A 14,110-nucleotide genomic window follows, 5' to 3' on the forward strand; every position below is an offset into this window, starting at 1 on the left:
GCGTGCCCCCGCATCCCGCCCGGCCGCGTTGTCGTCGTCGCGCGTAGAACACCGCTACGCGACTCCTCCTCCGCCTTGCCGACCGGGCACGGATGACCCGCTCACTTATCGACCCTGATCCACAGGACAGACCCTAGGCAGGTGCCACCTCCCGCGGGACGGACGAGCGCGCCAGTCGCAGCACGTTCGCCACCAGTTGATGGCCCGCGCGTCCGGTTGCGCTGAGAATCGATTCCGGGTGAAACTGCACCGCCCAGCGTCGCCGCACGTCGTCTGCGATCGCCATCGCCACCCGCGCACCACTCGGATCGTCCGTGACCGCGACGACCTCGAAGCCGGGAACGCTTTCCGGCGTCGCGTACAGCGAGTGGTACCTCCCGGCGGTGAACGACGGACCCAACCCGGCAAGGAGACCGTCGGACGGAGCGGTCCCGCTGGAAAGCACACGCACGTGCCCTGGCTTGCCGTGCGCGGGCCGGGGAAGCAGGTCGAGCGTCCCACCGGCGTACTCCACCATCGCCTGCAGGCCGAGGCACACGCCGAACACCGGAAGTCCGCGTTCCTCCACCGCCGCCAGCAGGCGTGCGCAGTCGAAGTCCGCCGGCCGGCCCGGTCCCGGCGACAGCACCACGAGATCGGGTGCAAGCGTGTCCAGTTGCTCGACCGGAAAGCCGTACCGCAACGTCACCACCTCCGCACCGTGCTGGCGGAAGTAGTCGCCGAGCGTGTGTACGAAGGAGTCCTGGTGGTCCACCAGCAGGACGCGCACGCCGGCACCGATGGCTTCGTCCGTGCTCGGGGTGAGACGGTAAACCCCCCCGGATGGTCCCGGATCTGGTTCGGACATGGTGTCAAGGAGAGCTTGCGCCTTGAGCAGGGTCTCGCGTTCCTCCTCGTCCGGGTCGGATTCGTACAACAGCGTGGCACCCGCACGCACGCTGGCGATCGAGTTCTCGACGTGGGCGGTACGCAAAGTCAGCCCGGTGTTCATCGATCCGTCGAAGCCGACGAACCCGACGGCGCCGCCGTACCAACGCCTCGGAGCGGACTCGGCGTCCTCGATGAACTGCATGGCCCACTGCTTCGGTGCGCCTGTCACGGTGACCGCCCACATGTGGGTCAGGAACGCGTCGAACGCGTCCATACCAGGTCGCAGCCTGCCTTCGATGTGGTCCACCGTGTGGATCAGCCGGCTGTAAAGCTCGACTTGACGGCGGCCGATGACCCGCACGCTGCCGGGCACGCAGACTCGTGCCTTGTCGTTGCGGTCCACGTCGGTGCACATGGTGAGTTCGCTCTCGTCCTTCGTGGAGTTGAGCAACGTCGCGATCTGGGTGGCATCCTCCAGTGCGTCCCGGCCGCGACGGATGGTGCCGGCGATCGGGCAGGTCTCCACCCGGTCGCCGGTCACGCGGACGTACATCTCCGGCGAGGCGCCGACGAGGTACTCGCCCTCGCCGAGGTTGCAGAAGAACTCGTACGGCGAGGGATTCTGCGTGCGCAGGCGTTCGTAGAAGGCGGCCGGTGAGTCGCAGCGACCGCTGAGCACGTGGCTCGGGGTCACCTCGAACAGATCGCCACGTCTGAAGCGTTCCCGTGCGGTGCGGACGATCCCGGCGTAGCGGCCGGGTTCCGGCGGCGCGGGGACCGGACGGACCTCGGGTCGCGGCGTGGGGCCGGTCTGCCGCGCCAGACCGGCCGTCGTCCGTCCGCCCACCTCGAAGTCGTACGCGTACCGCATGCTCGTCTCCCGCTTGCGGTCCACGACGACGAGCTGGTCCGGCAGGTGCAGTACGAGATCACGGTGCGGGTCGGCCGAGCGGTCGTGCCGTAGGCGAACCGGCTCGAACTGGAACGCCAGGTCGTAGCCGTACGCGCCGTACAAGCCGAGGTGCGGGTCGACCGTACTCGCGAACGCCGCGACCACCGCCCGCAGCGCGGTGAAGACGGTCGACTGCCGGCTGCGCTCCTCCTCGGCGAAGGACTCGGCCGACTCGGGGACGTCGACCCCGAAGCAGGACTCCTCGTCGCGTACGACCTCCCCGGTCCCGGCCATCGCGGCGGCCACCACGGGCAGCAGGACAAGGCCGCGTTCGTTGAGTGCGCGCGCCTCGATCCGCCGGCCGTACGCGACGAGTTCGATCGGCGGGTCGACGTAACCGAGGTGCCAACGGCTGTAGCGGCCCGGATAGTCGACACCGGACGACAACACCGCGCCACGGCGGAGGTCGAGGTCGGCGACCAGACCGGTGAGGACGCTCTCCTCGACGGGAGAGTCGGTGCGGACGACGGTGACGCCACCGGCGGTGACGTAGGAAATCGTGGTGGGCTTGGGTGTTTCGAGCACGTCGGTCGGCCTTTCGGGCGGGGGCCCGCACCGATGGCCAGGTGTCCGCGTCCTACGTGCCGGACAACGAAAAACGACCGCCGGTGAGGGCGGTCGTCGCTGGGAGATGCGTCAGGATGCGCAGGTCGTGGCGGCCGCCGGAAGGAGGCGCCACCACCACTGCAGCACGTGACTTTGCATGTCCGGAAGACTAACCCATGCTGGACGCCGGAGACAGTGAATCCTCAGGCGACCTCGGGAAGCGCCATGTCGAACGTCGTACGCAACCCTTCCTCGCCGGCCTCGGTCACCCGGACACCGCGGCCACTGCCCACCCGGGTGAGCCACTCCAGCACGAACAGCCGCTCGGTCAGGGCCGCGCCCACCGCACCGGCGAGGTGGGTGCGGCGTTCGGTCCAGTCCAGGCAGTCGCGGACGAGCGGACGGCGAGCGCGGGCCAGCCCGGCCACGTCGACGCCGAACTCGGTGAGCGCGTCCCGGCCCGCCGGAGTGAGCGCCGGGTCGTCGGTGAGGAGGTCGCGGGCGCGCAGCGCGTCGGCCAGTGCTACACCGGCCCGTCCGGCGAGGTGGTCGTAGCAGGTACGCCCGGCCGCGAGCGCCCGGCCGCGGGAGGCGGCGCGCAGGCTGGTGACCGGCGTCGGCGGCGCGATCTGCAGCAGTGGTTCGATCGCCTCGGCGATCTCGGTCCCCGCCAGCCGGAAGTACCGGTGCCGGCCCTGCCGCACGACCGTCGCCAGTCCGCCGGTGACCAGCCGGCCGAGGTGTTCGCTCGCGGTCGAGGGGGCGATCTCGGCGGCCCGGGCGAGCTCGCTCGCGGTCCAGGCCCGTCCGTCGAACATCGCCAGCAGCATGGCCGCGCGGCTGCGGTCGGCGAGCAGGCCGGCGATCCGGGCGAGGTCCACTTCGGCGGGCATGCCGCCACGGTACCCACGGCTCGTTTCGGCCCAGCCCGAACAGACCCGGCCCTAGCGTCCGGGGCATGTCCGTCCAGTCGACCCAGCTCGCAACGTCCGCCCACCGGACGATCACGCCCTCCGTCCTGTACTTCGGCACCCCCGTCGTCCTGGTCACCACCCGCAATCCGGACGGATCGGCGAACATCACGCCGATGTCGTCGGCGTGGGCTCTCGGCTCGACCGTCGTCCTGGGCCTGGGCGACTCCGGTCAGGCGGTCCCCAATCTCGAGCGCGAACGCGAGTGCGTCCTCAACCTCCCGTCGGCGGACCTGTGGGAACGCGTGGAACGGCTGGCTCCGCTGACCGGCCGCCACCCGGTCCCGGCTGCGAAGGCCGGCAAGTACCGCCACGAGCCGGACAAGTTCGGCGCGGCCGGGCTCACCCCGCTGCCAGCCGAGACGGTGCGCCCGCCGCGCATCGCCGAGTGCGCCCTGCACCTCGAGGCCGAGGTCGTCTCGATCACGCCGGGTACCGAGGGCGGCTTCCGGATCGTGGAGACGCTCGTCCGCCGGATACACGCCGCCGACGGCATCACCGTCCCGGGGACCAGCCACGTGGACACCGGCCGGTGGCAGCCGCTGCTGTACGTGTTCCGGCACTACTTCGGTACGGGGTCGCGGCTCGGGCGGACGTTCAAGGCCGAGACGTAAGGAACGCGGTCAGCTCGTCGTGGGTCGGAACACCCGAGCGGCCGTCGATCGCCCGGCAGGCCAGGGCCGCCGCGCCGTTGGCGTACCGTACGGCGTCCGGAAGGTCCAGGCCGCGGTCCACGGCGAGCAGCAATGCGCCGTGGAAGACGTCGCCCGCCCCCAGCGTGCTCACCACCTCGACGGCGAAGCCGGGCACGTGCACCGGCTCACCGCTCGCGGGCAGCAGGTGCGCGCCGTCGGCGCCGGCGGTGGCGACGACGAGCCCGGCGCCGTCGTCCCGGGCGCGTTCCAGCAGTGCGCCCACCGGTTGTTCGCCGTACGTCAGGCGCAGCCGGTCGACCGTCGGGCCGTAGAGGTGCACGCCGCGCGGGTGGAAACCCGGGATCGGGTTGCCCGCGTCCACCGACACCCTCGGCCCATCGGGCACCAGCACGTCACGGGTCGCCGGCCAGCCCAGGTGGTCCAGGTGTACCCAGGCGGCGGCCGCCACGAGGTCCCGCGCGCGCGGCCCGAGCTCGAACGCCGGCAGCGGGCGGGTGCAGATGGCCCGCGTACCCGACGACCGGTCGACCAGGACGACGCTCGCGCCGCCGGCGCCGGCGGGTACGGGAACGACGCCGGACACGTCGACGCCCTCGCGGGTCAGGTCCGCGACGATGCGCTCCCCGGTCGGGTCGTCGGCGATCGGCCCGACGAACGCGACGTCCCCGCCGAGCCGGGCCGCGGCCACCGCAGCGGTGGCGGAGTTGCCGCCGCCTGCGTGGACGAGCGCCTCGGCCAGCAGCCGCTGGTCCGGCCCCGGTAGATGGGGTACGACCGCGATCGCGTCGTCGTTGACCGAACCGACGAAGACCAGCCGGCTCATGCGTCCGTCCAGGGGCGGGCGTTCGCGGCCACGATCGCGGCGAGTTCGCGGAGGTACGGCACGGACTCCTCACGCAGCAGCCGCGTCCGGTCCGCGGCCGGCAGCGCGTTCGTCCACAGGGCCCGGCCGGCGAGCATCCCGGAGGCGCCGCCCCGGCAGCACGCCGCCACCGCGCCCGGGAAGTCGCCGCGTTCGACGTGGGAGGACAGCACCACCCAGGGACAGGCGATGGAGGCGGTGAGCTCGGCCGCGGCGGCGGTGATCCGGTCGGCGTCGCCCCGGCCGAAGTACGGAACCTCCGCCTTGTACAGCGAGGGCTCGACCGCGCCCAGCTCCCGTGCGCACCGCAGCAGCGTCGCCTCCCGGTCGAACGAGCCGCTCGCCTGCTGGTCCTCGGTCGGGCGTACGACACCCTCGACGATGCTCGGCATCCCCGCGTCCCGGCACGTTGCGACGAACCGGGCGGCGTCGGCCACCCGTTCGCCGATCCGATCGTCCTCGCGCCACACGACCAGCAACTTCGCGGCGACAGCCCCCTGCCCGGCGTACCCCGGAAGGTCCAGCGTCCGGTCGAACACCGCGTCCCCGACCACTTCACCGGGGCGGCTCGACAACCGGTCGGCGGCGACGATCCGCCCGGTGTCCGGACCCGGCGACGGCTTGCCGGCGAGGATGTCCGCACCGAACTCCGGGTCGGCGAGGAACCCTGATGCCTCCGGACCCAGCGCGACCGCGACGTCCTGCTTGAACTCGCGAAGCTCCTTGTCCGGCACCGTGTCCGGGGTGCGGCCCGACGTCTGGGCCAGCATGCCGCGCAGCGACTCCCGCTGGTCCATCGCGACCATCACGAATGTTCCGTCGGGGCGGGCGAGCCCGCGCAGGCCGGGATCCGGCATCGATGCCTCACAGTCCTGGGATCGTTCCCACAGTCGGTCCCACAGAGTCGTTCGCAAGGTTCTCCGAACCGACCGAACCAGAGCGGTGACAGGCAGGTCAAACGGGTGGCCGGGACCGGCGAGCTGGTCGCGGCGTGTCCGGTTTTTCAACAAGGATGTCCGTCCAGGCCCTGCGGGTGCCGTGCGGGTGACGCCTACCGTCGAACGCGTCGCCGATTCGCACGTACACCCGAACCGCAGGAGGATCCCCATGGTGGACGAGTCCCAGCTCGCGTCCCACGCCGCCGCGTACGCCGAACACGGCTACGTGCTCGTCAAGGGCCTGCTCGACAAGGCGGAGGCGCAGGCCTACCGCGAGGAGAGCCACGCGCTGATCGAACGCCTGAACCGCGACGCCGACCCGACCTGGGAAAGCGCCCGGCAGCTCGGCATGGGGGAGCGTACCGAGCTGAAGCACTGTCACGACGTGCAGTTCCACGCCGCGGCGTTCTCGAAACTGCTGGTCGACCCGCGCTTCACCGACGTCGCCGCCGCGGTGATGGGTACGCCGAACGTCCAGCTGCACCACACCAAGCTGTTCGTGAAGCCACCGGAGAAGGGTTCGCCGTTCCCGATGCACCAGGACCACCCGTTCTTCCCGCACGCGAAGCACTCGGTGGGTGCGGCGATCTTCCACTTCGACGACGCCCCGCTGGAGAAGGGCTGCGTACGCGTGGTGCCGGGCAGCCATCGCGACGGCCCGCTCGCTCACCAGTCGGAGGGGAGCTGGCATCTGCCGTTCTCGCAGTGGCCGCTGGACAAGGCGGTGCCGTGCGAGGCGGAGGCAGGCGACGTGCTGTTCTTCACCTACTTCACGGTGCACGGCTCGGGCGTGAACACCACCTCCGAGGCACGTACGACGCTGCTGGTGCAGTACCGCGACCCGGCCGACCCGCCGACCGAGGACCTGCACACCCACTCGCTCGGCCAGGGCATGATCCTGCGCGGCGTCGACCCGACCTCGCGGGGCGCGGCCGCGGCAGCGATGTGAGCGGCCCGCCGGCGAACGGGCGGGCGCTCGCGTCGCTGACCGCCGCCCGCGTCGGCGTAGACGTGGCCGGGCACCGCGCGGAGTTCCTGTACTGGGGCTACTACGAGCCACGGCCGTGGCGGAACTACCTGCACACGCACTCGTTCTTCGAGATCTGTTACGCCTATGCAGGCACGGGCGTCTTCCGGACCGGTGAGCAGGAGTACGTCGTCGGCCCGGGGACGCTCTTCGTCGCGCGTCCCGGCGACGTGCACGAGATCGTGTCCGACACCACGGATCCGCTGTGCATCCACTACTGGTCGTACACGCTGGTGCCAACCCGCACCGCCCGCAGCCGCCGGCCCAGGCCGAACCCGGAGGGGACCGAGGGGCGCGAGGTGCTGGACCTGTTCGCGGCGCCGGGTACGCGGGTGCTGTCCCAGGCGCCGGATCGGATCCCGGCGGTCCTCGGCCTGCTCGCCGCCGAGGCCGCCGCACCCGGTCCGGCGTACGACCAACTGTTGTCCGCGCTGGCCGGCGCCCTGGTGGTTGAGACGGCGCGGGCCGTGGTGGACGAACCCGACCTGCGCCCGCGGCTCGTCGCGGACTCGGCCGGCCGTGACGAGCGGACCGCCGCCACGATGGTGCGCTACCTGCAGGACAACTACGACCGGGCGGTGGCCGTCCGCGACGTCGCCGCCCAGGTGCACCTGGGCGAACGGCAGGTGAGCCGGTTGTTCCGGGCGCACACGGGCACGACCGTGCACGCCTACCTCACCCGGCTCCGGCTGGAGATCGCCGCCCAGCGGCTGCTCGAACGCTCCGCCGACGGTGAGCACACCGCCATCGCCGAAGTCGCCCGGGCGTGCGGTTACCCCGATGTCCGTCACTTCACGACCGCGTTCCGCCGGCACTGGGGAGTCGCGCCGGGTGCCTTCCGGGACGGCGGCGGCACCGCCCAACTGGGGGACCGGCCGTCCACAAACACGCCGCCGTCGGTCACCGAACGTTGACGCTTCATCGAGCCGATGACTACCGTCCGGTAGTCCATGCCGAGATGTCGGCATTTTCCGGCTGCGGAGCGACGTGGGAGGGCGTCCACCTGCGGCCACCCGCTCCCTCTGGAGGTTTTGTGCCCCAGTCGCGTCAACGCGCCGATGCCGCCGCGTTGGAGGTCGCCCCGTCCGCCGTCCCGAGCGCCACCGCGCCGGCCGTGCCCACGCCACCGGTCATCCCCGACGCACCGGCGCGGGCGACGCTGGCCGACGTCGCCCAGCGGGCAGGGGTGTCCCGCTCGACGGCCTCGCGCGGGCTCACCGGCCGTGGGTACGTCGCACCCGCCGCCCGCGAACGCATCCTGCTCGCGGCGGAGGAACTCGGCTACGTGCCCGACGGCAACGCCCGCAGCCTGAAGGCCCGGCACACCCCCGCCGTCGGCCTGCTGGTGTCCGATCTGCGCAACCGCTTCTACGCCGAGGTCGCCGCGGGGGCGAGTTCGGTGCTGCGGGACGAGGGCTACACGATCGTGCTGGTCGACGACACCGGCAGTGACCCCGAGGAGGTGGCCGCGGCCCGTACGGTGCTCGCGATGCGGGTCGCCGGGGTGCTGGTCACGCCGGTGTCTGCGGCGGTCAGCCAGCTTGTCGCCCGGCACGGCGTACCCCTCGTCGAGATCGACCGGCAGTTCTGCCGGGGCGAGTGCGACGCGGTCCTGGTCGACAACGTCACCGGCGCACGCGAGCTCACCGAGCACCTGCTCGGGCTCGGCCACCGGCGGATCGCCCTGCTGGTCAACGAGACCGGGTGGACGACGAGCGCCGGCCGGATCAAGGGCTACCACCAGGCCTGGGCGGCCGCGGGCAGGGAGGTGCCGGCCGACGGCGTGGAGGCGGTGGGCTTCGACCCCGACCAGATCGAGGACAAGGTGGGCGAGCTGCTGTCGCGCCGGCGTCCGCCGACGGCGGTGTTCGCGGCCAACAACGTGGTGGCGGAGGCGGTCTGGCGGCAGTCGGCCAGGCTCGGCCTGCGCATCCCCGACGACCTGTCGTTCGTGGCGTTCGACGACTCGCCCTGGATGAGCATGGTGAGCCCCGGCATCACCACCGTCGCGCAGCCGTCGGTGGAGCTGGGTGCCCGGGCCGCCCGGCTGCTGCTGAGCCGAATGGCCAAACCCGGTCGCCCGCGCACCACCCGGCTGGACTGCCCGCTGATCGTACGCGGATCCACCGCTCGGCTGGGCCGTCGGCGTACGCCCGTGAAGGGGTCCGAGGGCGTCCGGTCGGCGCGTTGACGTAGATCGTGGAGCCCCTCTACGTTCGTGTGGGAACGATGCCAGCCGCAGCGACCGCACGGCCAGGACAGCCCCAGAGGGAGTCACCCACCGATGTCTCGACCAGCGGCCGCCCCCGCGCGGCTCCTGCACATGATCGGCAACGCCCACATCGACCCGGTGTGGCTGTGGCAGTGGCCGGAGGGGTTCCAGGAGGCGCGGTCGACGTTCTGGTCGGCGATCCACCGGATGGCGGAGTACCCCGACTTCGTCTTCACCTGTGACCAGGTGGCGTTGCTCGCCTTCGTGGAGGAGGCCGACCCCGCGTTGTTCGAGGAGATCCGCAAGCGGGTCGCGGACGGGCGCTGGGTCAACGTCGGTGGCTGGTGGGTCGAACCCGACTGCAACGTTCCCACCGGTGAGTCGTTCGTACGCCAGGGCCTGCTCGGCCAGCGTTACCTGCGGGAGAAGTTCGGCGTCTCCGCGACGGTCGGGCTGAACGCCGACCCGTTCGGCCACAACGCGACGCTCCCGCAGATCCTGCGCAAGCAGGGCCTGGAGGCCTACTGCTTCCTGCGTCCGGGCCCGCACGAGGCGGAGCTGCCCGGCAACCCGTTCTGGTGGGAGGCGGCCGACGGGTCCCGGGTGCTGGCCTACCGCATCCCGCACGAGTACTGCAGCCCGCGCGCCGACATCGCCTACCACACCGACAAGGCGATGGCCCAGCTCCCGCCCGGACTCGGCACGGCGATGGTCTTCTACGGCGTCGGCAACCACGGCGGCGGGCCCACCAAGGACAACATCGACAGCGTGCACCGGCTGGACCGGCTCGGCGCGTACGGCGAACTCCGGCTGTCCAGCCCGCCCGCCTACGTCGAGGACGTGCTCGCCTCCGGGGTGGAGCTACCCGTGTGGCGCGGCGACCTCCAGCACCATGCCGCCGGCTGCTACGCCGCGCACTCCGGCATCAAGGCGTGGATGCGGTCCGCCGAGCACGCGCTGGTGGTGGCCGAACGCTGGGCGAGCGTGGCCTCGGCCGTCGCCGGTACGCCCTACCCGCACGAGGCGCTCACCCACGCGTGGAAGCAGGTGCTGTTCAACCAGTTCCACGACATCCTTCCCGGTACGTCGATCGAGCCTGCCTACGACGACGCCCGCGACCAGCTCGGCGAGGCCCGGTCCATCGCCCGGCGTACTGTCAACCTCGCCTTGCAGACGCTGGCGCGCGACACCGACATCCCGTTCCGTGAGGGCACCCAGCCGGTGCTGGTGTTCAACCCGCACCCGTGGCGGGTCCGTGCCGACGTGGAGTGCGAGTTCGGCCTGGCCATCGAGCGTCCGTGGGTGGAGGACGACACGGGCCGGCCGGTGCCGTCCCAGTCCACCCGCGCACTGGCCACCACCTCGAATCCGAAGCGGGTGGCGTTCCCGGCAGACCTTCCCCCGTTGGGACATCGGCTGTACTGGATCCGGCCGGGTGCGCAGGCGCCTGTGTCCGTTGGCGATCGCGCCTCCGAGGTGGCGGTCACCGACGCCGCGTCCGCGCCGGTGCTGGAGAACGCCCACCTGCGGGCAGAGGTCGACCCGACGACCGGGTGGCTGCTCACCCTGCTGGACAAGGAGACCGGCGCCGACCTGATGGCCGGCTTGGACGGGGATGCCGGCGTGGACGCGCCGCACACCGTGGTCACCGAGGACCCCACCGACACCTGGGGTCACCGCGTGGTGTCCTATGCCGGCCCGGGTACGCCGTTCACCTGCACGTCGGCGCGGATCGTGGAGAGCGGGCCGGTACGCACCGTCGTCCGGGTGGAGAGCACGTACGGGAACTCCAAGCTGGTCGAGGAGATCATCCTCGGTGCGGACGCCCGGCACCTGGAGGTGCGGGTCGACCTGAACTGGCAGGAGATGCTCCGGCTGCTGAAATTGCGGTTCCCGGTCGGCCTGCGTGAACCCTCCGCGACGTACGAGATTCCGTACGGCCACCTCACCCGGCCCGCCGACGGCGCGGAGGAACCCGGCCAGTCCTGGGTGGACGTGAGCGGCACCCTCGCGAACGGCACCCGGGCCGGGCTCACCGTCGTCAACGACGCCAAGTCGGCCTACGACGTCAGCGGCGCCGACATCGGCATCACCGCGGCGCGCAGCCCGGTCTACGCCTGGCACGAGCCGCGTCAACTTGAACCTGACGGTCTCTACAGCTACCAGGACCAGGGCCGGCAGACGTTCCGGTACCTCCTGGTGCCGCACGCGGGTGACTGGCGCGATGCCGGAGTCGTCCGGCTGGCGGCGGAGCTCGCCGAACCCGCCCAGCCGGCGTACGAGTCGTTCCACCCGGGCCCGCGGCCGGCGACGGCGTCGTTCGCCGTGGAGGGTGTGGGTGGAGGCTCGGACGGCGCCGGCGGCTCCGTGGTCACGACCGTGCTGAAGCGCGCCGAGGACGGTGACGCCCTGGTCGTCCGGGCGTACGAGTCGGCCGGGGTGCCGGCCACGTGGAGCCTGGACCTCGGCTTGGCCGGGCGTACGGTCAGCGCGACCTTCGGCCCGCACGAGATCAAATCGTTCCTCGTGCCGTTCGATCCCGACCGGCCGGTCGTGGAGACCGACCTGCTCGAGGACCCGCTCGCCGCGACCGAGCCTGCCACCGAGCCCGCGAGCGAGCCGGCCACCGACGAGGGAGTTTCCGGTGATGCATGACCTTCTGGCCCGTCAGTTGGCCGACCACGTGGACACCGCGCGGGCGGTCGAACCCCTGCTGGCGCGGGTCGGTGAGCTCGGCGAGTTGCTGTGTACGACGTTCGCGGCCGGGGGACGGCTCTACACGTTCGGCAACGGCGGCAGCGCCGCCGACGCACAGCACCTTGCCGCGGAGCTGATCGGCCGCTACAAGCGCGAACGCCGTCCGCTGCCCGCCGTGGCGCTGAGCGTCGACCCGTCCGTGGTGACCTGCATCGGCAACGACTACAGCTTCGACGACGTGTTCGCCCGGCAGGCCACCGCGCTGGCCCGGCCAGGCGACGTGGTCGCGGGGTTCACCACCAGCGGTATGTCCGCGAACGTCGTCGCCGGGCTGGCCGCCGCGCGCGAGGCGGGTGCCCGGACGGTGCTCTTCGCCGCCGGCTCGGGCGGGAAGGCGGCCGAGCACGCCGACGTGTCCCTGCTGGTCCCGTCGAGCACGACCGCGCGTACGCAGGAGATGCACCTGCTCCTGCTGCACCTGGTCAGCGAATGGGTGGACGCGTGGGCCGCGGGCGAGACCGACGAGCGCGGCGTCGCCCTGCAGGCCGCAACGACGAGTTGACAGCAACGCCCGCTTGACGTGCATCCCCGGTGCCGAGGCGGCCAGGGCATGAAGGGGCAGGGAACCGTTGACGTCGGCAAGGCCGGGTTGACGGTCACCAGCCTCGGTACGCGGCCGCACGCAGGCGGAGGCGTTCGCGGACCGACGCGACGGTGACGCCGCCGTCGGGATGGCGGTCCAGTTTGCCCCGGGTGAGCAGGTCGTGCACGCCCTGCCGGGTGACGCCGAGCATCGCGCCCGCCACGGCGTACGTCACCGCCTCCGCCGTCGGGTGGCCGACCCGGCGCACGGCGACCTGGCCCAGCGGAGTTCGCCACCACGAGGCCGGTGGGTCGAACATCTCGTCGCCGGGCCAGAGCGTGCCCACCAGCCGGGCCAGCGTGTGGGCGGCCTGGCGTTCGTCGTCGTCGAGCAGGTCGTCCGCCCACGCCGCCGCCTGGGTGACCGCGCGGTCGCGGAGGTCGTCCAGGTGCGGGCCGGTGCCGAGCAGGATCTCCACCGGGTCGAAGAATCGCCGCTCCAGCAGTTGCAGCAGGTGCGCGGCAAGCGCGCGGTGCTCCCGGTCGGCCGCGCTCATGGCTGCTCCTTCCTCTCGTACGGCAACTGCTTGACGCGTTCCGTCAAGTATCTTGACGTGCCCGGTCAAGGTACTTGACGGAGATGGTCAAGTAGCGCCGGCGCGCCGATGCCACCCGAACCTGTGCGCGGACTGTCGCTGGGCGGCCCGCGGACGGTCTGGCAGGCTCGAAGGGGTGGGTCCGCCGTGCCGGAACGTGATGGAAGGGGTCAGTGAACGATGCGAACGACGACGCTCGGAGCCGGAGGTCCGCAGGTCGGCCGGATCGGCCTGGGCTGCATGGGAATGTCCTGGGCGTACGGCGAGGGTGACCGCGACGACGCCGCCTCGATCAAGGTGATCCACCGCGCGCTCGACCTCGGCGTCACGCTGATCGACACCGCCGACGCGTACGGCCCCTACTCCAACGAGCAGCTCGTCGGCCGAGCCCTGCGCGACCGGCGCGACCAGGCGGTCCTCGCCACCAAGGTCGGGCTGATCCCGGACGGCGCGCGTCAGCTCCACCGCAACGCCCGGCCGGAGTACATCCGCGGCGCGATCGAGGGCAGCCTCGCCCGCCTGGGCGTGGACCATCTCGACCTCTACCAGCTGCACCGTGTCGACCCGGCCGTCCCGCTGGCGGAGAGCTGGGGTGCCCTGGCCGAACTCGTGAAGCAGGGCAAGGTCCGGGCGATCGGACTGTCCGAGGCGACGCTGGCCGAGATCAAGGAGGCGCAGGCGATCCACCCGGTGGCCAGCGTCCAGTCCGAGCTGTCCCTGTGGACCCGTGGCCAGCTCGACGACGTCGTGCCCTACACCGAGGAGCAGGGGATCGCGTTCCTGCCGTTCTCCCCGCTCGGGCGTGGGTTCCTCACCGGCGCGATCACCTCGGCGGCCGACCTGCCCGAGGGCGACATGCGCCGGCAGCTGCCGCGCTTCCAGGGTGAGGCGTTCGACGCCAACCAGGCGCTGGTGACGAAGGTCCGCGCGGTGGCCGAACGCGTCGGCGTCGCCCCCGGCCAGGTCGCCCTCGCGTGGGTGGTCGCGCAGGGGCGCTACGTCGTTCCCATCCCCGGCACCAAGCGGTTGCGCTACCTCGAGGAGAACGCCGCCGCCGGAGACCTGGAGCTGCCGGCCGACGTGCTGGCCGAGCTGGACGCGCTGCCGCCCGCGGTCGGCGACCGGTACGGCTCGTTCGCCGGCGCCTCGAACACCTCGACCGGCCCGGCCGCCTCGAAGTAGCCCACCTCCGGCGACGGGG

General features: G+C 72.0%; 12 protein-coding genes. 7 read left to right on the forward strand and 5 right to left on the reverse strand.

The features are described 5' to 3' along the window. Positions 1 to 133 precede the first annotated feature (133 nt). Together F4554_RS01005 and F4554_RS01010 are read right to left on the reverse strand one after the other, a co-directional pair. Positions 134 to 2,347, reverse strand: coding sequence for an anthranilate synthase component I (locus F4554_RS01005; protein WP_179785608.1), 2,214 nt, complete (start codon positions 2,345 to 2,347; stop codon positions 134 to 136). 224 nt (positions 2,348 to 2,571) lie between these two features. Continuing rightward, complete coding sequence (locus F4554_RS01010) at positions 2,572 to 3,261, reverse strand: winged helix-turn-helix domain-containing protein (protein WP_179785609.1); 690 nt, start codon at positions 3,259 to 3,261, stop codon at positions 2,572 to 2,574. A 65-nt stretch (positions 3,262 to 3,326) separates the two neighbouring features. On the opposite strand from F4554_RS01010, the gene F4554_RS01015 reads away from it, so the two are divergent. Then, positions 3,327 to 3,953, forward strand: coding sequence for a flavin reductase family protein (locus F4554_RS01015; protein ID WP_179785610.1), 627 nt, complete (start codon positions 3,327 to 3,329; stop codon positions 3,951 to 3,953). Here the strand turns inward: F4554_RS01015 and F4554_RS01020 are convergent. Beyond that, positions 3,937 to 4,818 (reverse strand): carbohydrate kinase family protein, encoded by an 882-nt coding sequence (locus F4554_RS01020; protein WP_179785611.1) that lies wholly within the window; start codon positions 4,816 to 4,818, stop codon positions 3,937 to 3,939. The genes F4554_RS01015 and F4554_RS01020 overlap by 17 nt on opposite strands. Then, positions 4,815 to 5,714, reverse strand: coding sequence for a hypothetical protein (locus tag F4554_RS01025; protein WP_179785612.1), 900 nt, complete (start codon positions 5,712 to 5,714; stop codon positions 4,815 to 4,817). The genes F4554_RS01020 and F4554_RS01025 overlap by 4 nt, the downstream gene beginning before the upstream one ends. Positions 5,715 to 5,964: 250 nt before the next feature. On the opposite strand from F4554_RS01025, the gene F4554_RS01030 reads away from it, so the two are divergent. The 5 genes from F4554_RS01030 to F4554_RS01050 all read left to right on the forward strand — a co-directional run bounded on the left by F4554_RS01030 (position 5,965) and on the right by F4554_RS01050 (position 12,293). Next, the gene (locus tag F4554_RS01030; protein WP_179785613.1) at positions 5,965 to 6,744 is read left to right on the forward strand and encodes a phytanoyl-CoA dioxygenase family protein; all 780 of its coding nucleotides are present in this window, start codon (positions 5,965 to 5,967) and stop codon (positions 6,742 to 6,744) included. Further along, positions 6,741 to 7,736 (forward strand): helix-turn-helix domain-containing protein, encoded by a 996-nt coding sequence (locus F4554_RS01035; RefSeq protein ID WP_179785614.1) that lies wholly within the window; start codon positions 6,741 to 6,743, stop codon positions 7,734 to 7,736. Before F4554_RS01030 ends, F4554_RS01035 begins: the two co-directional genes overlap by 4 nt. A 119-nt stretch (positions 7,737 to 7,855) precedes the next feature. Next, positions 7,856 to 9,013, forward strand: coding sequence for a LacI family DNA-binding transcriptional regulator (locus F4554_RS01040; RefSeq protein WP_337795819.1), 1,158 nt, complete (start codon positions 7,856 to 7,858; stop codon positions 9,011 to 9,013). A 93-nt stretch (positions 9,014 to 9,106) separates the two neighbouring features. Further along, positions 9,107 to 11,689: an alpha-mannosidase gene (locus tag F4554_RS01045; RefSeq protein ID WP_179785615.1), complete on the forward strand. Its 2,583-nt coding sequence runs from the start codon at positions 9,107 to 9,109 to the stop codon at positions 11,687 to 11,689. Then, positions 11,682 to 12,293, forward strand: coding sequence for a D-sedoheptulose-7-phosphate isomerase (locus tag F4554_RS01050; protein WP_179785616.1), 612 nt, complete (start codon positions 11,682 to 11,684; stop codon positions 12,291 to 12,293). The genes F4554_RS01045 and F4554_RS01050 overlap by 8 nt, the downstream gene beginning before the upstream one ends. 94 nt (positions 12,294 to 12,387) lie before the next feature. On the opposite strand, the gene F4554_RS01055 is transcribed toward F4554_RS01050, so the two are convergent. Further along, complete coding sequence (locus tag F4554_RS01055; protein WP_179785617.1) at positions 12,388 to 12,870, reverse strand: hypothetical protein; 483 nt, start codon at positions 12,868 to 12,870, stop codon at positions 12,388 to 12,390. A gap of 219 nt (positions 12,871 to 13,089) precedes the next feature. Between F4554_RS01055 and F4554_RS01060 the strand changes: the two genes are divergently transcribed. Continuing rightward, entirely contained in the window at positions 13,090 to 14,091 is a 1,002-nt protein-coding gene (locus F4554_RS01060) for an aldo/keto reductase (protein ID WP_179785618.1), read from the forward strand. Positions 14,092 to 14,110 lie beyond the last annotated feature (19 nt).

The sequence above is a fragment of the Actinopolymorpha rutila genome, from assembly GCF_013407855.1.
GTDB classification, from domain to species: domain Bacteria; phylum Actinomycetota; class Actinomycetes; order Propionibacteriales; family Actinopolymorphaceae; genus Actinopolymorpha; species Actinopolymorpha rutila.